This window comes from Corynebacterium sp. ES2730-CONJ (assembly GCF_024834055.1).
In the GTDB taxonomy this organism is placed as follows: domain Bacteria; phylum Actinomycetota; class Actinomycetes; order Mycobacteriales; family Mycobacteriaceae; genus Corynebacterium.
The window spans coordinates 100919-122093 of sequence record NZ_JANUXZ010000003.1; the positions used below are offsets into that span (position 1 = coordinate 100919).

A 21175-nucleotide genomic window follows, 5' to 3' on the forward strand; every position below is an offset into this window, starting at 1 on the left:
GAAAATATGTTACGCCAACACGTCGTCGCCCTGGGCACCGCTGCCATCGTGGGAACGTCTACCATGTCTGTAGCTCATGCAGAGACCCTCGTTCTCGATCGAGGCCATGTTGACTTCCTGCACCTCCAACAGGACAAGGATCAACTCAAGCTCAACGTCAAAGAAGACGTGACCGGCGTCGGTGTTATCCGTGAGGCCGATGAGGTTGTTTTTAAAGTCAACGAAAAAGCCTGGATAGAGGCCAAAAAATTTGAGAAGTTTTCCACTAATCCCGTTGGAGCCAATGCCGCGTATCTGCCACAATCTCAACGGCAAGAAACACTGTGGCCTGGCTGGGACGCCCCTTTGAAAAACAAGAAGCTACCTGTCGACTTCAACTTTCTCGAAGTCAGTGGTCCTGGTTCGATCTATATTTTTAAAACCGATGGAACAAATGGTGATGGACTTTTAAATGTTCGCCCGGTACTCAACGGTGGGCAGCTCAAGCTGGAGACCGGTTCTCATCTGATCACTCAACCAGCCCATAGCCACGTTCATTGGATCTTCACCGAGCCTGGAACCTACACCATGAAAGTGTCGGCTCAGCAGGGTCAGCTCATCTCCAACCAGGCTACATACACCTGGGAGGTCGTAGAATCGCCGTTAAAGCCTGAGGCACCGAGTGCGCCTAGTACGACACAACGTCCAGCCGAACCTGACTCTCCCGCCCCTTCGCAACCTACTGAAAAGAGCGGCCTTAGCGTTGGGGCCATTGTAGGAATTGTGATAGCTATTATCGCTGCTCTCGGTGGGCTGATTGCAGCGGCTCTCAACGGAGGATTACTTCCGCGCTTCTAAGAGGGCACCATCGTTAAGATCCCGACACTCTACGTGAGTGTCGGGATTCCCGCACCCTGCGATTTTTTCGTTTCTCAATTTTGTGAAGGTCTCATGTCTCAGATTGCTACGCGCCGATTAGCTGCACTACTAGGCAGCATCCTTATTTCGGTTATTCTCATAACCGCCCCAGCCCAAGCTCAGGGAATTGAATTGAGCAGCGGGCACGTGGATCTTTTCACTGTTCGAGCTCAAGACGGTGGACTTGATTTGGCGGTAAAAGAAGACATCACTGGCACTGGGGTGATCAGACGAGCAGAAGACATCACCCTGATTGTCGGCGAGAATGCTTATTCTCAAGAAACAGCACGGGTGTCGGAAATCGGACAAGCCAGTTATTTTCTCCCACAATCACAGCAGCCCGGAATTCTATGGCCTGGATGGGACACCCTGGGAGTGCGGACCGGTGGGTTTTCTGAGATAACTCTTACCTTCGAATCAGTTTCGGGCCCAGGGTCGGTCTATCTCTTCGAAGATCGCATCGGCGGGGAACTAGCTGCTGTGACCAGTGACGGCGGCTTCGAGCTCACCTCAGGTAGTACTGTTGACCAACGCTACCCAGCGCATCGCCACGTCAATTGGGCATTCACCCAAGCAGGCAGTTACCAATTCGAAGTCGTGGCCAGCGGCAACGGGGTCAGTTCAAACCGCGCTCTCTATACGTGGAAAGTGGGGGACACCGCTGCCCTCGGGCGCTCGCAGGACGATAGCTCAGATCTTACCCATCAAGACAACAGCCGCACTCCATCACCCTCGCGCAACCAAAGTGCCCCTATACAGCAGCAATCCCGACCTCAGCCAGCACGCCCCCAAATCCAATCGGTGCCTGCACCTTTAGCGCCGCAGGCTCACGTACCTCAACCCGGGACGTGCGAACCCACGGTGATTCCGCAGATTAAAGATGACACCACCTCTCCAGCTCGCTGGGTGAATTTCAATGACCTGCAGTTTCACTTGGGGTCAGCGGCTATTAAAGATCTACCTCTTAGTATAGGCCCCGTACCGCGAGGAAAAGTTTGGATGATCGGATCCACCCAGGAGCCCCATGTCCCATGGGTGGGTTCGAATAACCAACATCCCACCATGCTGGAGCATACTCAAGGATCCGTGGTGTGGGAACTTGTAGGCTTCCGCGGTCCTGGCCCCATGGTGGTCTACAGCCAGGGATCACTCGGCACCGTGGTGGGGGAAGAATGGTTTAGAGGAGCGAATAACCAGGCGTCTGGGGTACACGAAATTCCGCGCAATTCCCATGTCCATCCCAACTGGGTATTTGGAGCCCCTGGTACCTACTATGTGTCGATCCGGCAATCAGTGACCTTGACTACGGGGGAGCAAGCACAAGGTACAGGTACTCTTGTCTTCAATGTAGGTCATGGTGATCAGTCGGGGCATTTTGACATAGGAAGTGTGATCAACCCCGCAGGCGGGCAGTGCGATCCGGGGATCTCTCAAGCGCAAGCAATCGCGCCCGTGCCCCAAGCGCCAGCGATACCAAGTGACGTATCCAATGGTGCACCAGGGGAGACTGGAAATATTCCAGATTATTTCGGCGAGGTCCAACACCAGAACGCCGCAGAGAGCAAATCCTTGGCAGAAAAAATCATCGGGGTACTCCCGTTCGTCATTTTCGGCCTCGGTCTTTTCGTATTGGGTGCCGGCAGCACCGTATTGATCAATGCAATGATGAGGTCACGTGCACGATCGGCGGTAGCACCGAAATGACAAGATTTTCGCGGAACCTTGTTCATACAATACTGGTAGCAATAGCAGGCTCCCTGATGATCACTGGGTGTGCGTCTGATAATGCTCAAGTACCCACCACTAACGACTCGACCGTTGATGCCGTATCAACCACACCTATTATCGCGGATCTGGTTTCTCAAGTCGCAGGTGATCGTGCTCGGGTTATCTCCCTGATGCCCCTCGGCGCCGATCCTCACAATTATGAGCCGGGTTTGCGCAATATTCGCAATATAGCCAACGCTGATATCGTTTTTGCCAATGGGCTCCTCCTCGAACAGCACTCTCTCCTGACCACGGCTCAGCACGTCAAACGTGTGGGCGTGCCTTTCGTAGAGCTCGCCGAGCAAGCGCCACGACATGGCGGGGAATTGCTTCCCCTGGTTGAAAATATTGCCCTTGATACGGTGTGGTTCGGGATGCGCATTGGTGGCCAGGGGCAAGCTCTCGGTGCGAGCCGCAATTCCGGCGTAGATATTGCCCTCTCAGCGGCTGAAGGTCCAGGTCACGCAGCAGCCTATATCACTAGTACCTTCGGCACTCCAGAGATCCTATTTAATACCCGCGATGGAATCGACGCCGCCGATCAAGCTACTTTACCTGTCGACGCCCACACCCATGTGTCCTGGGCGTTTTCAAAGCCGGGATACTACCGGCTGAATTTTTCTGCCACCCTCAACACCGCTGAGTCTTCCATTCCAGTTGGCACCTCAACGGTGACTTTCGCCGTGGGGGTTGATCCCCACAGCACTCCGGGTATAGCTCATCCGGTGGTTCTAGATCACGGACATATGGACCTCACCGCTGACCTGGATCAAGCCCGAATGACCATTCGCGGTGATGCCCCGGAAGGGATTCAAACAGATTATGATTACGACCCCGAGCGTTCGGTCGTGGCTGTCCCATCATCCGTTTTGCAACAAATTCCTGGTGACCCAACCTTCCGTTTCCTAGGAACCGCCGGCGAAGAAACTTATCTACTGCCACAAGCGGTCTTGGGTAAGCACGTCCACGGGGAGGTTGACCCCCATGTCTGGCACAGTGTCGCCAATGCCATTGCCATGGTTCGCGTAATCCAAGACGAATTAACAGCTATAGACCCGGGTGGACGAGATATCTACCGAGACAACGCTGACCGATATGTGGACTCACTCCAGGAGTTAGACCAATGGATGAGGGCTTCTTTGAGTACAATTTCGCCACACCGACGCCATTTAGTAACCACGCACGACGCCTACGGATATTTAGGCCACGACTATGATCTCAATATCGCGGGCTTCGTGACCCCTAACCCAGCCGTTGAAGCGAGCCCCCGAGATGTGATCGCCTTAACGCGCACATTGGAGAATTTACAGGTGCCAGCGGTTTTCCTGGAACCAAAACTAGCTGGCCGCTCAGGTGTACTGACCGAAACCGCTGCCACCTTGGATATCGCTGTGTGCACTATACGTGGCGATACCCTTGACTCCACCGCGACGAACTATATTGACCTCATGCGGAGCAATGTCGAAGAACTCCGTCGGTGTCTGGGATAGCAAAAATAAGCGCACTTAAAAGTAATTTAAGGAGAAAATATGTTCAAAGAGAAGGTTGCTGCACTGACCGCATCACTATGCCTGGGTCTGTGCATCACCCCAAGTATCAGCACTGCCGGCGATCTGAACCAAGTTATTAGCGCGGATGAGCCGATTGCACCCGAAGGCGAACTCACCGAGTTCTTCGGTGGGCATGCTGATATCGCTCCGCTGGTGAAAACTGATGGATCGGGATTCGATGTACTCATTCGCGATGACAGGCAGGTGCCTCCCGTGTGGCGCAGCGTCGACGATATGATCTTCGTTTTGGATAATAAAGCTGTTCAGCAAATTCCCGACACTGAAGAATTTGCTTTTATCGGTGCTAAACCTGGCGCAAAGGTATGGGTCGCCCCGCAGGTGGAGGAAGTAGGAGTGCCGTGGTTAGGGTGGTCTACCCAATCGCCTCTTTTCGTTGATAAAGCAACGCGCGGCATGAATATGACTTTCCTCGGGCACGAGGGTCCTGGAGAATTTACCCTCTTCTTACAAAATGGTGGCTTCGAAGCGCCGCAAGTACTCTTTAACTCCGCGCAGCAGAAAGCCCAAAAAATTTGGATCGATCTCAATACCCACACGCATGCAAACTGGGTATTCACTGAGCCTGGAATCCAGCAGGTAGCACTAAAGTTCAGCACTGAGTTTAATGATGGCAGCACTCACGAGTCGATTAAGACTCTGGTTTTCGCCGTCGGTGAAGAGGCCGACCTCCCCGCAGCCCAGGCAGTCACATGGGATGGAGAATTCCTTGCTGACGATGACGACACTGTCACGCCTGGCCCCGCGTCAAGCGCCGAGGGCGAAAGCCAGTGGGTGCTGTGGTCGATCATCGCACTCGTGGCGCTTCTCGTTATCGTGAGCATTATTGCAGTAGTACGACTCGTCCTTGGCTCTAATAAGAGAGGAGCTGAGCAGAACTAGTGGAAATTTTGCGCGCCCGCAATCTGGGAGTTCACCTCTCAGGTCGGCGAATCTTTCAAGGCGTGGATCTCAGCGTCAATCAAGGAGAATTTCTGGGATTGCTGGGGCCCAACGGGGCCGGCAAAACGACCCTTTTGCGGGCCATTCTAGGACTGGTGCCGTCTACAGGCACGGTTAGCATAGCCGGGGAAACGCAACTAAAAAAGATGCGGCAGCTCACCGGGTATGTGCCACAACGCCACGAATTTGCGTGGGATTTCCCCATCAGTATTCGCGATTGCGTGATCAATGGCCGCATTGGGATCAATGGAGTCCTCATAAAAAAACGTGCCGCCGACCGAGCAGCGTGTGACCAGGCACTCAAGCGAGTAGGCCTCGACGGGCTCGCAGACCGCCCGATTGGCCAACTCTCCGGCGGTCAGCGGCAACGCGTGCTTGTTGCCCGGGCACTGTCTACTCATCCGCGATTATTACTTCTCGATGAACCTTTTACTGGCCTCGATATGCCCACCGCGGAGGGGTTGACGCAACTCTTTGTGGAATTAGCCCAGCAAGGAATCTCTATTGTCATGTGCACCCATGATCTTGGGGAGGCACTTAACTCCTGTTCTCGTCTGGTGCTCTTTCGAGGAGCAATCCGTGCAGATGGAAGCCCTCGAGAGCTGAGTGACCCGCACGTGTGGATGGATACTTTTCAAGTGGGGGAGACCTCGCCGCTGCTCACCCTGGTAGGAGCCCATATACAATGATTGATATTTCCTTTGTCGACTTCCTCCACGATCTCGCAAACCCCTCTCTAGCATTTTTGCCCCGCGCTTTGCTGATCTCGGTGATATCAGCAATCGTGTGCGCTATTATCGGCACCTTCGTGGTTCTGCGCGGTATGTCCTTTATCGGTGATGCTGTGGCCCACGCAGTTTTTCCCGGACTGGCCATTGCTTTTGCATTACAGGTATCAGTGCTCGCCGGGGGTGCGGTAGCGGGAGCGTCGGTTGCTCTGCTCATAGCTGTCTTTTCTCAGCGACGTCGAATTCGAGAGGATGCGGTTATAGGAATCTTCTTCGCTGCAGCGTTCGCCCTTGGCCTCGTTGTCATCTCGCGAACCGAGGGGTATACAGCGAGCTTGAATAACTTTCTTTTCGGCTCCATTACTGGGGTATCAGACGCCGATATTGGTTTTGCCGCCATCGCTGGCACGCTTATAATCGCCGCAGTCTTTTTACTTCTTCCCCAATTAACTGCGGTAGCTTTGGACCGTGAGACCGCACGCGCTATGAATTTACCGGTATTCTTCCTTGACCTGGTTATCTATATGGCAGTCACAGCTGCGGTGGTGATGAGTGTGCGCACCATCGGTAATATTTTAGTTCTAGCTCTTTTGATAACCCCCGCCGCCACGGCCCGTCTGCTGAGCGATAACCTGAAGATGACGATGCTCATAGCGGCTCTGGTTGGGGTCATCGGAGCTATCGCGGGGATATACCTTTCTTGGGCAATTGATCTGCCTACCGGTGCTACCATCGTGTTGGTACTAACTTCCATTTTCCTTTTCGCTTGGATCTTTAGTCCCACGCAGGGGCTGATAGGACGCAAAAAATCATGAGAAAATACGCCCTTGCCTTAAGTGTCAGCTTGGCCTTTATGCCGTTGGGGATGGCAACTGTTGCTTTTCCACCAGCGGTAGTTGCCGCGGAGGAAAGTAGTGGTATCCAACGCTACTTGGTGCGCGAAAATCACCAAGATATGCACCTTTTCCTCGGTGAGGATCAACGCATCAACTTTCTCATGCGTGATGATGGATCCTTCGACTCCCGTGGGCTTTCGCCGATGCGGGAAAGCGAAACCGTTTTTATTCTCGTCGGGGACGATGCTCGCCTGACATCTGCACGACTGGAACCAGATCTCGGCCCTGACCGCGCAGGGATAACGCCAAACGGTGAGGATGAGATCTGGAATCTTCCTGAGGTGCAAATAACCACCTGCGGCACCCACGTGCCCTGGGTCGGTTTTTCCACTCTGGGTATAACCAGTGAGCAGCTTGGTGGTGCGACGTCGCTACCTCTGAGCATGGATCTCCTCGAAAGCCCGGAAGACGGACGCGTAGTATTTTGGAAGCAACAGAATTCCCTCTTTTCCCAAGCGGATGTATTGCTCGATTCCGCCGACGCATCAAAGGTATGGGATTTCCCAGCTCACGCCCACGTTCATAGCGGCATTATCTTTACGCAGCCAGGGATCTATACAACCAAATTCGCCTTTGGTGGCAATTTTGCCCATAATCCGGTGATTGCCTCGGATTATACGGTGAACTTTGTGGTGGGTGAGGAGACAATCGATGACCTGATAACCGCTCAGGACTATCAATTCATCGAGCAGCAGGTGTACCAACCTCAGAACGACGCCAACTGTGGCCCCAGACAATCTCGTACGGCCAGCTCCATTGGTCAATTGCCCAGGGTGCTGGTCCGTGAGTTTAAAAAACTCGACTCCGAGGTTGTTAAGCTTGGCAAGTCTTTAGACAACCTAGAACCGCGCCAAAAAAGCACAGAGTCCGAGAGTCCCCAATCTCTACAGGCACCAGAGTCTCTACAGGCACCAGCGGAAACGTTCGTTCCTGTGCAACCGCGAAGCGCCTCCTCACAGCTGCCTGTGATTGTTAGGCGACAAACAACACCGATCCAGCAGTCGCCCTTTAGTCCCGCCTTAAGCGCTCCCCCGGTAGCCTCCTCTCCACCCCCTTCCGTTCCCAATGCGAGCTTGCAACCGGTGCCTGCTCAAGCGCAGGTTGAGGCTACGAACGCCCGCGAAAATTCGCGAATGGGCGAGGGGGTTGCATTAGGTATCGGGATGATGAGTCTCATTATGGGCTTCGCCGCTTTCGGCGTCGCTCGGTTTATCAATTAGTGAATCTGATTTTGAGCCCGTGCTAAGCCCGATGTGACTATCAGCTCCGCGGCGCGGGCTGCAGTATTTATGCTGGCTGAGAGCTCCGTACTTTCAGGTATATCGGAAAGGACATAATTGGCAATATTAGTACCCTTCTGAGGGCGGGAAATTCCCATCCGAATGCGGAGGTAATCGCGGGTACCAAGATGGGCTGTGATCGATTTCAGCCCATTGTGACCATTCTCATTACCGCCCAACTTTAGGCGCACTTTAAACTCGGGAAGATCCAGTTCATCGTGGATAACAATAATATGATCCGCGGCAATATTGAGCGTCTCTGCAACTGCTGCCACACTCTTGCCTGAGTTGTTCATGAACTCAGTTGAACGGGCGAGAACGCACGGGCTATTATCAATCTCGGCAAATGCTAGTAACACTGGCATTCCTTTGACAGGAGACAGTGTGCGGCCGCTTTCTTTCAGTAATATATCTAGAGCCCTATAGCCGACGTTATGGCGGGTCTTGGTGTATTGTTCTCCGGGATTTCCCAGACCGATGATCAGCCACTCAGCGGATTGGAGGGGTATATAGGGTGAGGAAAAGAAAGATGCACATTTCTGCCAAAACATAGACAAATAGTCTCATATTCTCAAGGATGGTGCACATGAGCGTCTTGAAGTCGCTGAGGTACCCGATCATCGCGGCTCCCATGGCTGGCGGACCATCGACCCCTGATCTCGTCAATGCCGTGGGTGAGGCCGGCGGCTTCGGATTCCTCGCGGGTGGCACCTCGAAACCAAAACATCTAATTCAAGAAATGGATGCTGTTCATGTTCCCTATGGGGTCAACCTTTACTACCCTCAACTGAAGAAACCCAAAAAGCAGGATATCTTCGAGGTCTATGAAAAGCTTGACCGTGCTGTAAGCGACGAGAATCTCAAGCACCCCTATATGGTGCCTTCGGCTGATTACAGCTTCGGATTTAGCAAAAAATTTCAATCGGTTCTCGAATTAAAACCTACGGTCGTTTCTTCCAGTTTCGGTTGTTTTAGCTCTAAGGAAATTAAGAAGCTGCACACTCAAGGGATAGAGGCTTGGGTGAGTGTAACTAATGCGCAAGAAGCCCACATAGCCGAAAAAGCCGGCGCAGATGCCCTCATAGTTCAAGGTTATGATGCCGGAGGGCATCGCCTCAGTTTCGATCCAAAAATTGAACCCAATCAAATCCCCACCTACCTCTTAGTCCAAGAAGTCTCTGAACACACCGAAACCCCGCTTATTGCAGCAGGCGGAGTACGAACCGCCCGTCAAGTAGAGGCGATGCTTGAGATCAAACAAGTCCATGCAGTGTGTTCCGGCTCCATCTTTTTGCGGTCCAAGGAAGCGGGCACCTCAAAGTTCAACCGTAAGCTCATCAAAAACTCTTCGTCTACAGTAGTTTCTCGCGCCTTCAGTGGACGCTATGCCAGGGGGATCCCGAGTTCCTGGAGCGAAAATAATGCAGACCTTCCCTTTAGCTATCCCGAATTAGCTTTTATGACCGCAACCGTCAAGGGGATAGCGGAAACTAAGGAGTTCGCTTATTGCCTCGTCGGCGCCGATCTGGATCATATTAAACGCAAGCGAGCGCGCAAGATTATTCAAGAACTGTTCGAGAGCTGAGAACTTCCTAGCCAGCTTAGGCTGTGCTATCTTCGTAGTACTATGAGTTCTTCTTCCTCGCGCTTAAGCAGCTATCAGCCTAAGGTGACAACGCAACTGAGAGCGCGGAAGATCATCGACGACGCCTTTGCCCAAGCTCTAGCTGAGTCCGACATTCATCCCTCAGCGGTATCCTCACCCACCTCCACGCGCGAACTGCGTGACAGCATAGCCAAGGGATCTCCTAAGAAAAAGTGCTGCCGCTCGCATCCGCGGTGCAAAAAGTGCCCCACGGTCATGCACCGTTTGCGGCGAGCGGGGGCACTAAAGCTCGACGATAACGCACTGAAAGCCGCTCTGGTAAAAGCTAGGAAGTGGTAGCGATATAGCGTTCGATCTCGTCGGCCATATCGGCACATATTACCGGCAGAGATTCCTGCTCTTTTTTAGAAAAGGGTTTGAGTACAAAACTGGAGACATCCATTCGGCCGGGTGGCCGTCCTATACCCAGGGCACAGCGAATATAATCCTTACCTGCACTCCGCGTTATTGAGCGCAGACCTTTATGTCCGTGATCGCCACCGTGATGCCGGAGTGCAGTATGGCCGAACTCCAACTCAAGGTCGTCGAAGAGTATCAGCATTCTAGAGGGATCAATCTTATAAAAGTCCGCGAGCGCTCGGACAGGTATTCCTGATTCATTCATATATGACCGCCCCTGTGACAAGATAACCCGGTGGGAAGCGATATGAGTTTCCGCTACCTGAGTGCGAGTCCGAGTATGTTGTTTAAGGGTTTCCCCGGTACGTTCGAGCAGTTCATCAAGAGCCATGCGCCCAATATTGTGGCGTGTTTTGGCATAACTGGGGCCTGGATTACCTAATCCAAAAATCAGAAAAGTCATCATCGATCCTTGATAAGCAAAATGCCAGGGTCCCCTCGAGGAGGGGACCCCAGCATTTTAAGTGTTGATTATTCTTCAGACTCGGCTTCCTCAGCGTCACCCTCGGATGCCTCAGCCGCTTCTTCAGCGTCCTCGTCAACCTCTTCCTCGTTGAGCTCCTCGTAGGAAACGGAAGCGATAACGGTTTCTGGATCGAGGATCAAGGTGGTCTTAGCAGGCAACTCGATATCCGAAGCCAAAACCTTATCGTCGGCATTGAGGCCTTCGATATTGTGGATGATCTCTTCCGGAATAGAGAATACATCGGCTTCGACCAGGATGGTATCGATATCCTGAACCAACTGAGTACCAGGCTCGGTCTCGCCCTCGAATACCACAGGTACTTCAACCTCTACCTTCTCGCCGCGCTTAATTGCGAGCAGATCGATATGATCGGCGTTGAAGGTCAACACGTTTTGGTCGACGTGCTTAATCATGACCATGTGGCTGTCGCCCTCGATATCGAGCTCGAAAACGGCGTTGGAGCCGTAGTTACGCAAAACTGCGTGGATCTCGAGAAGATCAGCGGAGAAGTGAACGGGGTTATCCAGGGTCTGGCCATAAATAACGCCGGGAACGCGGCCTGCAGCGCGCAGACGGCGAGCAACACCCTTGCCGAACTCCTGGCGAGGGGTAGCGCTAAGAACCAAAGTATCTTGTGCCATGGTGTACTCCTTCAAGTACTAAATGCGACCCAGGGCAAAACAAAGGCCCTGCGGTCTCGATAGAAACAGAAAATTGTCATCGTCGAGTCTTCGCAAGGCCACACTATGGCAATATGAAGATATCTATCGCGTCGATAACGGCGCACTCAAAGAAGAATCCTCGAGCTCGCCCTCGCCGAGACTAGGAAATCTTAACATAGAAAATATACTCTCTCAACAGAACTGGCCACGAGCATCAACGCTCGTGGCCAGTCTAAATATCGGCGTGGCTAAGCCTCGCCCTCGAAGAGGTCGGTAACCGAGCCATTCTCGAAAATTTCATTGATGGTACGTGCCAGCAGTGGGGCAATAGATAAAACCGTGAGATTGTCCCAATCTTGATGATTTTGCGGCAGCGTGTCGGTGGTAATGACCTCTCGAGCACCGCACTTCGATAGCCGTTCGCGAGCCGGGCCAGAGAATACGCCGTGCGTGCAGGCTATAATAACGTCTTTAGCGCCGGCATCGCGCAAAACGCCTACGGCTCCAGCGATTGTTCCACCAGTGTCAATCATATCGTCCAGTAGTACCGCGGTCCGTCCAGCAACTTCGCCAACCACCCGGTTAGATACAACCTCATTGGCCACCTCAGTCGAGCGGGTCTTATGAACGAAGGCCAAAGGTGCTCCACCAAGGGTGTTAGCCCACTTTTCAGCGACTTTCACTCGACCAGCGTCGGGAGAGACCACCACGATATTCTCAAGGGAGTATTTCGACTTGATATAGTCCGTGAGAATAGGCATTGCATGCATATGATCGACCGGACCGTCGAAGAAACCTTGGATCTGATCGGTGTGTAGATCCACCGAAACGATGCGGTCGGCACCAGCGGTCTTGAGGAGGTCAGCGATGAGACGGGCCGAAATGGGCTCACGGCCGCGGTGCTTCTTATCCTGCCGGGCATAAGGATAAAAGGGCACAATTGCCGTAATGCGTTTGGCTGATCCACGCTTGAGGGCGTCGATCATAATGAGCTGCTCCATGAGCCACTTATTCAGTGGTTGATTGTGGGCCTGGATAACAAAAGCATCCGAACCACGAACTGATTCTTCGAAACGAACGAAGATCTCACCGTTGGCGAAGTCGCGGGCGGTCATGGGGGTGAGTTCGATACCTAACTCGCGGGCGACAGCTTCGCCCAGCTGCGGATGTGCGCGCCCCGAAAAGACCATGAGGTTCTTCTTGGTTTCGCTCCACTTGGTGGCGGTCATTCGAGAACTAACCTTCCTTTAAGGTGAGTAATTAGATGAGGAAAGTGGGTGAGTGTCAACTATGGGTTAATCTGGCACTACCGTCTTTTAGAGTACTTCTTTTCTTAGCTTGACGCGAGATTATGAGGATTCTCGTGCCCGCCGAGCTGCCTCAGCTGCTGGGGTGCCTGGGCGATGAGTTTCTACCCAGCCTTCAATAGTGCGCTGTCGGCCTCCCGATACCACCAGAGCACCTGCTGGAACATCCTCGCGAATGACCGTACCCGCTCCAGAATAGGCGCCATCGCCCACGGTTACTGGAGCAACGAACATGGTGTCCGAACCAGTGCGCACATGTGAACCCACCGTGGTGTGATGTTTATTGACGCCGTCGTAGTTGACAAAAACAGAGGAAGCTCCGATATTAGATTCTTCACCGACCGTGGCATCACCGATATAGCTGAGGTGAGGAACTTTCGAACCACGTCCGATTGTGGCGTTTTTTGCTTCCACGAAGCCGCCCAGTTTGCCACCTGCGCCGAGATACGTGCCAGGGCGAATATAGGTGAAAGGCCCCACTGAGGCGTTAGGGCCAATCTCCGAGCCCATGGCGTGGGTGCGAATCACGTGCGCGCCTTCACCAATAATCATATCGCGCACAGTGGTATCAGGGCCGATCACCGCATCATCGGCTATTCGAGTATTTCCCAGGAGCTGGGTCCCAGGATAGATCGTAATATCCTGACCCAATTGCACGTCGACATCGATCCACGTCGTTTCCGGATCAATGATTGTTGCCCCACCCTGCATTGCGGCAGCTAGGAGGCGGCGGTTTAATACCTTGCCAGCATAAGCTAATTGGCCGCGATCATTAACACCCACCAGCTCCTGAGGATCTGCCGCACGATGGGCGCGTACAGGATACCCTTGCGATCGAGCAATGGATAAGACGTCAGTGAGATACAGTTCGCCCTGGGCGTTATGGGTTGTAAGTTTGCCGAGAGCATGACGAAGCAAACGAGCATCAAAAGCAAATACTCCCGAGTTCACCTCAGTAATGGCAAGCGTATGTGGATCGGCGTCCTTTTGCTCCACGATTGCAGTGATATTGCCATCGCCATCGCGTACGATCCGGCCGTAGCCAGTCGGGTCGGGTTGTTCAATGGTAAGAACTGTGACCGCGGTAGGAGCCTGATTATGGGCGCTGACCAGAGCGTTGAGCGTCTCTGGCCGTAGGAGAGGCACGTCGGCATTGGTCACGACAATGGTGCCCTGGAAGGCGCTAATGTCACTTGCGCTCACCAGCTCATCTAAGGCATCTAAACCACACTGCACTGCATGCCCGGTGCCTTTTTGCTCCTCCTGAATAGCCTGGACAACATCGATACCGATTGCATCAATGGCGGGGCCGACCTGGTCGCGACAGTGGCCAATGACGGCAACAATATAATCTGGGTCGATTCCAGCAGCGGCGTGGAGGGAGTGACTGAGTAAGCTGCGCCCGCCAATCGTATGCAACGTTTTTTGTAGCTTGGACTTCATTCGAGTTCCAGCGCCTGCAGCTAGAACGATGACGGCGGTTTTATGCGCATTCACTTTCGAGGTACTCCTTTGAGGAAAATAGCGAATATGTCTATGGTGCCACTGTAGTCGGGTCGGACTGGCTTCGGTAAGATTCACACTCTGCTGATCCTCTACCGGTTGACCAAAAACCTCAGCTCTAGCTTGCGTGCCTGAGTGGAGACTTTTCCCTGCTCAAAGAACCAGGAGAGATAATTGGCACTCCGGGCTCAAGCTATGTATAATGAGGAAGTCCAATCGCGACATTGTTTGGATTTTTCCCTGTGGTGTAATCGGCAACACTACGGTTTTTGGTACCGTCATTCGAGGTTCGAGTCCTTGCAGGGAAGCATTATTATCCCCACCCCTTGGTAGTATCAGGGGTGGGGATATTGTTTTCGGTGTCCCATCCTCGAAGGGTTAAAGACTGCCATGACACGTATGACCGGAAAAGAACGCCGAGAACAACTCATTGCGGTTGGGCGCAGTACTTTCGCCGAGCGCGGTTACGAAGGCACCGCAGTCGAAGAATTAGCGGCGCGCGCCGGGGTCTCTAAACCCGTCATCTATGAGCACTTCGGAGGAAAAGAAGGTCTCTACGCAGTTGTCATTGACCGCGAAATGACGAGGCTGGAGACGGTGATCACTCAGGCCCTTACCTCAGGCACATCTCGCCAACGCATCGAGCAAGCAACCTTGGCCCTACTGAGTTACGTAGACGCTGAGACCGATGGTTTTCAAATCCTCGTGCGCGATATGCGCCCGGGCTCACAACGCAGTTATTCGACGTTGCTCAACGATGCGGTCAGCCAAGTGTCCCATATCCTGGGGCGAGCCTTCGAACGCAATAACCTCCACCCCGAATTAGCCACACTCTATGGTCAAGCCTTAGTTGGAACGGTCAGCATGACAGCTCAATGGTGGCTCGATCAGCGTAGCGGCGACAACGCTCTTGCCAAGGAAGACGTGGCCGCGCATATTGTTAATTTATGTTGGAATGGACTTGCCGGCATTGAGCGAGATCCGCATCTGGGCATTCTAGAATCGAGGCAATAGGGATCGGCTAGACTCTTCTAGGTTGAGTTTAATCTAGGGGAGAGAAAATTAATGTCGAGCCAACCGCTCATGCTGTCCGGCCTACTCAAAGTAGCTGCAACTGATCCTAAGCTGAAGGGCTTACGTTCATCAATTGGGGAGAAGTCCCTGCACATAACGGGGATCACCCAGGCACGCCCGTGGGCGATTGGAACCATTGCTCAAGACGTTCCTACCCTCGTCATCGCGGCAACTGGGCGGCAGGCGGAAGATATCCACGCCGAATTAGTGGCCATGTACGGTGACAAAGTGGGATTCTTCCCCGCGTGGGAAACTCTCCCTCATGAGAGATTGAGCCCCGCCAGTGATGTTGCGGGCAGACGCGCACAGGTGCTCGAGAACCTCGATACTTATAAGATCATTGTCACCCCTGCACGCGGTGCTTGCCAGCCGATTGTCCGATCCGTCGCGGGGCGCGAGGCTCTCATTCTCGAAAGTGGAAAAGAATATGACCTCAATGAGGTTGTGGAAGGTCTAGTATTCCGTGCGTATGCACCCGTTGACCTGGTGGCCAAGCGAGGGGAATTCGCGGTACGCGGTGGTATCGTAGATATTTTTCCCACCACCATGGACAATCCTGTGCGCGTGGAATTTTGGGGTGATGAGATCTCGGAGATGAAACCCTTTTCTCCAGCAGATCAGCGCAGTTACCTCGATGGCGATATCACTTCGCTGGAGATCTACACTGCGCGGGAATTGCCCATTACAGACGAGATTGCCCAGCGAGCCCAGGAACTTGGCAGGACCTTTGAATCTCACCCCATCCTGCAAGATCTCCTTGTGAAGATTGCCGATAAGATGCCCTCCGATGGCATGGAAGCTCTGATCCCAGCTCTGGTGGAGTCGTCTCTGGTTACCCTTGCCGAGATGATGCCCCAAGGCACCCACGTCGTGGTTCTAGACCCCGAGAAAGCGCGATCGAGGATCGCAGATTTGCAATCCACCGATAAGGAATTTCTCCTCGCCAGTTGGGAAGCTGCCGCCATGGGGGCAGATGGTCCGATTTCGGTGCCGGAGCTCGATCTCGAGGGATCTACATACCGCAGTTACGAGGCGCTAGAGATAGCCGCGCATCAAGCTGGACATGCGTGGTGGACATGTGCTCCTCAGGGCATGTTTGAAGCGGCAGAAACGCAGACCCTAGAGCTCAATTTCGAGCAGGGTCCAACCCCGCGCGGCGATGCTGCTCAGATCGCCGAGATGATGACTAAATTACGTGCCCATACGATTGGTGGTGGGCGAGCCGCTTTTATTGCACCAGCAGAAGGGGCGATCAAACGGATGGTCGCCCGCTTCAAGGAGAATGGTATTGCTCATAGGGTTGCCAGCCCCGGGTGGGAACCGAATCCCGGAGAAATTACCCTCTACCAGGCTTTAAGCCATGCTGGTTTGGTTTTTCCTCGAGTGCGTAAGCATCGCGATGCTGAGGCTTTACCGTTAGTGGTGATTACCGAAACCGATCTCACAGGTAATAGAGTCGGTGATATCGCTGGTCAACGTCATAAGCGCTCCAAAAAGCGGCACCGGGTGGATCCGCTGGCGCTCACGGTGGGGGATTATGTTGTTCACGAAACTCATGGCATTGGTCGATTCCTCACCATGACAGAGCGAACCGTGGTGGTGGGGGACGAAACCTCCAGGCGCGAATATATTGTGCTCGAATACGCGTCGTCGAAACGCGGGCAGCCAGCCGATCAACTTTATGTTCCCATGGATTCCCTCGACCTGCTCAGCAAATACGTCGGTGGAGAGAAACCCAGCTTATCGAAGATGGGGGGTGCGGACTGGAAAAATACCAAGAAAAAAGCACGCAATGCGGTGCGAGAGATCGCTGGCGAGCTTGTAGAGTTATACGCCAAACGCCAGGCATCACCGGGTCATGCTTTCGCCCCCGATAGCCCGTGGCAGCGTGAAATGGAAGATAACTTCCCCTTTGCGGAAACCGAGGATCAGCTACTCGCCATTGAATCAGTGAAGAACGACATGGAAAAAGCTGTACCCATGGATCGCGTGATTGTTGGCGATGTCGGCTATGGCAAAACCGAGGTAGCGGTACGCGCGGCCTTCAAGGCGGTGCAAGATGGCAAACAGGTGGCGGTGTTGGTTCCCACAACCTTGCTTGCCCAACAACATCTGAGCACTTTTGCCGAACGAATGGCAGGATTTCCCGTAACTGTGCGAGGGCTATCGAGATTTACCTCAGCATCAGAATCGCGCGAGATCATCCAGGGCCTTGCCGACGGCGGAGTCGATATCGTCATCGGAACCCACCGACTGCTGCAAACGGGTGTGCAGTGGAAAAATCTCGGCCTCGTTATTGTCGACGAAGAGCAGCGCTTTGGCGTGGAACACAAAGAACATATTAAGGCGATGCGGGCGCACGTGGATATGCTGACGATGTCGGCCACCCCGATCCCACGCACCCTCGAAATGTCGATGGCGGGCATTCGAGAAATGTCGACGATTTTAACGCCACCGCAGGACCGCTATCCCATTTTGACCTACGTAGGCCAATATGAGCATAAACAAGTAGCAGCTGCCATCCGGCGCGAACTCTTGCGCGATGGTCAAATTTTCTTCGTGCATAACAAGGTCGCCGATATCGAAAAACGAGCTCAGGAATTGCGAGACTTAGTTCCAGAAGCTCGTGTGGTGGTCGCTCATGGGCAAATGAATGAGGAGCTCCTCGAGCGGACTGTCCAAGGTTTTTGGGATCGTGAATACGATGTTTTGGTATGCACGACCATTGTAGAAACTGGGCTCGATATTGCTAATGCCAATACCTTGATTGTAGAAAATGCACACCATATGGGCCTTTCGCAGCTCCATCAGTTGCGTGGACGTGTGGGACGTTCACGATCGCGGGGTTATGCCTATTTCTTGTACCCCAAGGGAGCAATCTTGACCGAGACCTCCTATGATCGCCTCGCAACTATCGCCCAAAATAATGATTTGGGAGCTGGTATGGCAGTGGCTATGAAGGATCTCGAGATGCGTGGTGCCGGCAATATTCTTGGAGCTGAGCAATCAGGCCATATTGCCGGAGTTGGTTTCGACCTTTATATTCGACTCGTAGGCGAAGCTGTGGAAGCGTATCGAGCTCTAGCCTCCGGAGAGGTGGTAGACGCCTCCGACCAAGGCCCTAAGGAAATTCGCATTGACCTCCCCGTGGATGCTCATATCCCCGAGGAGTATATTGACGTGGAGCGGCTGCGATTAGAGCTCTACCGATCGCTAGCAGCAAGCGCTAATGAAGCGGACTTAGGCGCCGTTATGGAAGAGATGACCGACCGTTTTGGGGCGCTGCCAGATCCGGTCAAACGGCTCATAGCGGTGGCGCGCCTACGCCATATATGTCGTTCGCTCGGGATCGGTGAGATGATCATGCAGGGAAATAGGGTCAAAATTCATCCCGTGCAGTTAGCTGATTCGAAACAACTCCGCCTCAAGCGCCTCTACCCAGGAGCGACACACCGCCCGGCAGCCCAAGCTATTACGGTGCCTCTGCCTAAGGCGGGGCCGAAGATCACTGATCCACCCCTGCGTGATCTCCCACTGGTGCAGTGGTGCGCTGATTTCTTGGCGGCTATGTGGGATAGTCAACGCATCGATGTCTCGAATGGGCATCAGCTGGCAGGAGAGATTATATCTGTTGTGGAAGAACCTCACTCTAAGGTCTCAACTCCTAGCCGCCCCAGCACTCGAGTAGCGGGTCGACGGCGCCTATCAGATATGGATGAGGATGAACGCCGCGAGGAAAGGCGGCGCCGCTACCGGCTGCGGTAGAAGCGTTTCCGCACCCACGATTCGCTTTACCCCTGCTCTGCGAACCTTAAAGCGAAAACCACACCGCGATTTACGGTGTGGTTTTTCCCTATAGGCTCAAAGAGCCAGTGTAGAGCCCTATTATTGCTGCGATTGAAAAGATAACAAGAATCCCAACCACTCCTATTTCGAAAGAATTGAAAATCTTCTTTCTGTAGTGCCATCGAGTCCAGATATAGGGAATAAGACCTGGAAGGACCGCTAATGCCCCAAAAAGGACAAATACTGGATCTGCAGCGTAAACCAACCAAAGAGAATACGTTAGGGCCAGTATCCCAACCCCTAAATGCCTACGATTAAGTTGTGCTGAGATTTGCACTGTGTCATATCCGATTGAGGGCGCGAGATCGTCTTCGCTAAAGCCGCGCCCGCGCACCGCCAATAAAATGAGGTAGAACGAGGAAAAAATATAGGGAACTAGGTAGAGCACTGTAGCCAACTGCACCATGAAAATATAGGTCGTCTCATTGAGATAGAACACAATGATGCAGATTTGAATAACGGCGGTGCAGATCAGTTGCGCCAACCATGGGGCCCCCTGGTTAGTCAGAGAACCAATCTTACGCGGCAGCAGGCTATCATAAGCCATCATGGCAAGTGGTTCAGCACAGAGCATCTGCCATGAAATATATGCTCCCAAGACTGAAAGACATAGACCGATGGAAATCAGCGCGCCGCCCCACGGTCCCACCACAGCTTCGAGAACTCCCGCCATTGAATTATCGGGTAGGGCCGCAAGTTCCTCTTGGCTGAGAACACCAAAAGAGAGAGTTGCTACGGTGACGAGGAGTAAAAGAACTGTAAAAAATCCAATGACTGTGGCGCGGCCGACATCAGCGCGAGAGTGCGCCTGCTTGGAATAGACCGAGGCCCCCTCGACACCAATAAACACCCACACTGTAAAGAGCATGATCCCCTGAACCTGCTCAAATACCGATCCAGCTGCAGCGTGGCCCCAAAAATCAACCGTGAATGTGTCCCAGCTAAAACCGAGGAAAAGTACGAGGATAATAAAAGCGAGAATGGGAAGTAATTTGGCCACAGTAGTGACCCCATTCATTATCTTTGCCTGTTGGATACCGCGAGCTAGAACTGCAAAGACTATCCACGTCATCGCAGAGACACATATAGCCTGGAAGAGCCTATTATCGCTGCTGAAGACCGGAAAATAGTGTCCCAGCGTACCAAAAAATAGAGTGGCATAACCTACCTGGGCGATTACTGAGCCTAGCCAATAGCCCCAGCCCGACGTGAAGCCTATATAATTTCCCAGCCCAGCACGTACGTAGGCATAGACACCAGAATCGAGGTGCGGTTTGCGATAAGCCAAGATGTGGAAAACAAAAGCTACCGAAAGCATACCGATGCCGGCGATTATCCAGCCGATGAGCATTGCGCCTGGACCCGCCACGGAGGCGATATTTTGGGGTAAAGCAAAAATCCCCGAACCTACAGTCGATCCAACAATGATGGCAACGAGCGCCCAGAGTCGAACGGTATTAGGTTGCCGCTGCTCAGATGTATTCACCGCGCTGAGTCTAGTACATACCTATTCCACAAACGAAAAAGTTTTAGGTGAATCAACACGCTTGGGTGCAGCTCATAGCGCTTATGAGAAAGCTGAACTTTGAGATTCAGGCCGCAATCTTAAATAATTCCTCTACACTTAGTTGACAGGTCTAGAGGGTGCTCGGTTGAAAAGAGGGCGGAATAAAGTCCTCCATCTCATATCTGGACTAATCCTAATTTAAAACAATGAAGGAGCTTAAATTTTATGGCTTTAGCACAATATAATCACCAGCGGCTGGAGGCCGCACTCGAACGAGCTAATCTGCTCTTCGACCAACAAGAAGGGTTTATCGGAGTCGGCTTCGATGAAGGCTGGTTCGGCTTCGATATTCTCGGTGAGAGTCAAATCTTGCGCTGCTTCGGACGTTGGTTCGGTGAGGCGAAGGAACCTCATGATATCGCCACGCTACGCGAACTAGCCGCGCACCTTAACTCTGATAGCTATCTGTTTAAGCACTATCCCCTTGAACTCGACAACGGTGTCACAGTATTGCAGTTTGAGCACTGTCTACCGATCACAGCTGGGATTAGTGATGAACAGATAGATTCCTTTATTGACGCAATGTTCACTGCAGGCCACAGCGTATTCACTAATGCCGCTAAGGAACTGCCCAGCTTGGCACCTGCTACGGGTGAGGAGAAATAAT

18 protein-coding genes are annotated in these 21175 nt (G+C 53.0%); 12 read left to right on the forward strand and 6 right to left on the reverse strand.

The genetic code is table 11. The features are described from left to right. The first annotated feature begins 6 nt into the window (after positions 1–6). From NXS13_RS04510 to NXS13_RS04540, 7 genes are all read left to right on the forward strand, one after another. Positions 7–837: a choice-of-anchor M domain-containing protein gene (locus NXS13_RS04510; protein ID WP_259078270.1), complete on the forward strand. Its 831-nt coding sequence runs from the start codon at positions 7–9 to the stop codon at positions 835–837. Between the two features lie 93 nt (positions 838–930). Beyond that, a complete protein-coding gene (locus NXS13_RS04515) occupies positions 931–2601 on the forward strand; it encodes a choice-of-anchor M domain-containing protein (protein ID WP_259078269.1) in 1671 nt (556 codons plus the stop codon). Next, positions 2598–4154 (forward strand): anchored repeat ABC transporter, substrate-binding protein, encoded by a 1557-nt coding sequence (locus NXS13_RS04520; protein WP_396124925.1) that lies wholly within the window; start codon positions 2598–2600, stop codon positions 4152–4154. The genes NXS13_RS04515 and NXS13_RS04520 overlap by 4 nt, the downstream gene beginning before the upstream one ends. A 39-nt stretch (positions 4155–4193) precedes the next feature. Further along, positions 4194–5114 (forward strand): choice-of-anchor M domain-containing protein, encoded by a 921-nt coding sequence (locus NXS13_RS04525; protein WP_259078265.1) that lies wholly within the window; start codon positions 4194–4196, stop codon positions 5112–5114. Beyond that, positions 5114–5863: an anchored repeat-type ABC transporter ATP-binding subunit gene (locus NXS13_RS04530; protein ID WP_259078263.1), complete on the forward strand. Its 750-nt coding sequence runs from the start codon at positions 5114–5116 to the stop codon at positions 5861–5863. Before NXS13_RS04525 ends, NXS13_RS04530 begins: the two co-directional genes overlap by 1 nt. Then, positions 5860–6717 (forward strand): anchored repeat-type ABC transporter permease subunit, encoded by an 858-nt coding sequence (locus tag NXS13_RS04535; protein ID WP_259289428.1) that lies wholly within the window; start codon positions 5860–5862, stop codon positions 6715–6717. Before NXS13_RS04530 ends, NXS13_RS04535 begins: the two co-directional genes overlap by 4 nt. After that, positions 6714–8018 (forward strand): choice-of-anchor M domain-containing protein, encoded by a 1305-nt coding sequence (locus NXS13_RS04540; protein ID WP_259078259.1) that lies wholly within the window; start codon positions 6714–6716, stop codon positions 8016–8018. Before NXS13_RS04535 ends, NXS13_RS04540 begins: the two co-directional genes overlap by 4 nt. Here the strand turns inward: NXS13_RS04540 and pth (NXS13_RS04545) are convergent. Continuing rightward, a complete protein-coding gene (gene pth, locus NXS13_RS04545; RefSeq protein ID WP_259078253.1) occupies positions 8015–8629 on the reverse strand; it encodes an aminoacyl-tRNA hydrolase in 615 nt (204 codons plus the stop codon). The genes NXS13_RS04540 and pth (NXS13_RS04545) overlap by 4 nt on opposite strands. 35 nt (positions 8630–8664) lie before the next feature. Here pth (NXS13_RS04545) and NXS13_RS04550 point away from each other — a divergent pair, with 35 nt between their 5' ends. Together NXS13_RS04550 and NXS13_RS04555 are read left to right on the forward strand one after the other, a co-directional pair. After that, on the forward strand, positions 8665–9663 hold the full coding sequence (locus NXS13_RS04550) for a nitronate monooxygenase (protein ID WP_259078251.1): 999 nt from the start codon (positions 8665–8667) through the stop codon (positions 9661–9663). Positions 9664–9705: 42 nt separating this feature from the next. Then, positions 9706–10023 (forward strand): hypothetical protein, encoded by a 318-nt coding sequence (locus NXS13_RS04555; RefSeq protein ID WP_259078461.1) that lies wholly within the window; start codon positions 9706–9708, stop codon positions 10021–10023. Here NXS13_RS04555 and pth (NXS13_RS04560) read toward each other — a convergent pair. The 4 genes from pth (NXS13_RS04560) to glmU all read right to left on the reverse strand — a co-directional run bounded on the left by pth (NXS13_RS04560) (position 10010) and on the right by glmU (position 14075). After that, on the reverse strand, positions 10010–10549 hold the full coding sequence (gene pth, locus NXS13_RS04560) for an aminoacyl-tRNA hydrolase (protein WP_396124740.1): 540 nt from the start codon (positions 10547–10549) through the stop codon (positions 10010–10012). The genes NXS13_RS04555 and pth (NXS13_RS04560) overlap by 14 nt on opposite strands. 65 nt (positions 10550–10614) lie before the next feature. Further along, the gene (locus tag NXS13_RS04565; protein WP_259078249.1) at positions 10615–11250 is read right to left on the reverse strand and encodes a 50S ribosomal protein L25/general stress protein Ctc; all 636 of its coding nucleotides are present in this window, start codon (positions 11248–11250) and stop codon (positions 10615–10617) included. A gap of 269 nt (positions 11251–11519) precedes the next feature. Continuing rightward, positions 11520–12500 carry a ribose-phosphate diphosphokinase gene (locus NXS13_RS04570; RefSeq protein WP_259078248.1) on the reverse strand — a complete coding sequence of 327 codons (981 nt, stop codon included), beginning with the start codon at positions 12498–12500 and terminating at the stop codon, positions 11520–11522. A gap of 120 nt (positions 12501–12620) precedes the next feature. Then, positions 12621–14075, reverse strand: coding sequence for a bifunctional UDP-N-acetylglucosamine diphosphorylase/glucosamine-1-phosphate N-acetyltransferase GlmU (glmU, locus tag NXS13_RS04575; protein WP_259289429.1), 1455 nt, complete (start codon positions 14073–14075; stop codon positions 12621–12623). 405 nt (positions 14076–14480) lie between these two features. On the opposite strand from glmU, the gene NXS13_RS04580 reads away from it, so the two are divergent. Both NXS13_RS04580 and mfd read left to right on the forward strand, forming a co-directional pair. Next, complete coding sequence (locus NXS13_RS04580; RefSeq protein WP_259078451.1) at positions 14481–15095, forward strand: TetR/AcrR family transcriptional regulator; 615 nt, start codon at positions 14481–14483, stop codon at positions 15093–15095. Positions 15096–15146: 51 nt separating this feature from the next. Further along, positions 15147–18920, forward strand: coding sequence for a transcription-repair coupling factor (gene mfd, locus NXS13_RS04585; protein WP_259289430.1), 3774 nt, complete (start codon positions 15147–15149; stop codon positions 18918–18920). An 88-nt stretch (positions 18921–19008) separates the two neighbouring features. On the opposite strand, the gene NXS13_RS04590 is transcribed toward mfd, so the two are convergent. Then, a complete protein-coding gene (locus NXS13_RS04590) occupies positions 19009–20487 on the reverse strand; it encodes an amino acid permease (RefSeq protein WP_259289431.1) in 1479 nt (492 codons plus the stop codon). 246 nt (positions 20488–20733) lie between these two features. On the opposite strand from NXS13_RS04590, the gene NXS13_RS04595 reads away from it, so the two are divergent. Beyond that, a complete protein-coding gene (locus tag NXS13_RS04595) occupies positions 20734–21174 on the forward strand; it encodes a YbjN domain-containing protein (protein ID WP_259078241.1) in 441 nt (146 codons plus the stop codon). The last annotated feature ends 1 nt before the right edge of the window (position 21175 follow it).

Coding starts and splice junctions, on each gene's coding strand:
- pth (WP_396124740.1), bottom strand. CDS start 10,549: ATGATGACTTTTCTGATTTTTGGATTAGGTAATCCAGGCCCCAGTTAT.
- NXS13_RS04535 (WP_259289428.1), top strand. CDS start 5,860: ATGATTGATATTTCCTTTGTCGACTTCCTCCACGATCTCGCAAACCCC.
- NXS13_RS04570 (WP_259078248.1), bottom strand. CDS start 12,500: ATGACCGCCACCAAGTGGAGCGAAACCAAGAAGAACCTCATGGTCTTT.
- NXS13_RS04550 (WP_259078251.1), top strand. CDS start 8,665: ATGAGCGTCTTGAAGTCGCTGAGGTACCCGATCATCGCGGCTCCCATG.
- NXS13_RS04540 (WP_259078259.1), top strand. CDS start 6,714: ATGAGAAAATACGCCCTTGCCTTAAGTGTCAGCTTGGCCTTTATGCCG.
- NXS13_RS04555 (WP_259078461.1), top strand. CDS start 9,706: ATGAGTTCTTCTTCCTCGCGCTTAAGCAGCTATCAGCCTAAGGTGACA.
- NXS13_RS04565 (WP_259078249.1), bottom strand. CDS start 11,250: ATGGCACAAGATACTTTGGTTCTTAGCGCTACCCCTCGCCAGGAGTTC.
- NXS13_RS04510 (WP_259078270.1), top strand. CDS start 7: ATGTTACGCCAACACGTCGTCGCCCTGGGCACCGCTGCCATCGTGGGA.
- pth (WP_259078253.1), bottom strand. CDS start 8,629: ATGTTTTGGCAGAAATGTGCATCTTTCTTTTCCTCACCCTATATACCC.
- NXS13_RS04580 (WP_259078451.1), top strand. CDS start 14,481: ATGACCGGAAAAGAACGCCGAGAACAACTCATTGCGGTTGGGCGCAGT.
- NXS13_RS04525 (WP_259078265.1), top strand. CDS start 4,194: ATGTTCAAAGAGAAGGTTGCTGCACTGACCGCATCACTATGCCTGGGT.
- NXS13_RS04515 (WP_259078269.1), top strand. CDS start 931: ATGTCTCAGATTGCTACGCGCCGATTAGCTGCACTACTAGGCAGCATC.
- mfd (WP_259289430.1), top strand. CDS start 15,147: ATGTCGAGCCAACCGCTCATGCTGTCCGGCCTACTCAAAGTAGCTGCA.
- NXS13_RS04595 (WP_259078241.1), top strand. CDS start 20,734: ATGGCTTTAGCACAATATAATCACCAGCGGCTGGAGGCCGCACTCGAA.
- NXS13_RS04520 (WP_396124925.1), top strand. CDS start 2,598: ATGACAAGATTTTCGCGGAACCTTGTTCATACAATACTGGTAGCAATA.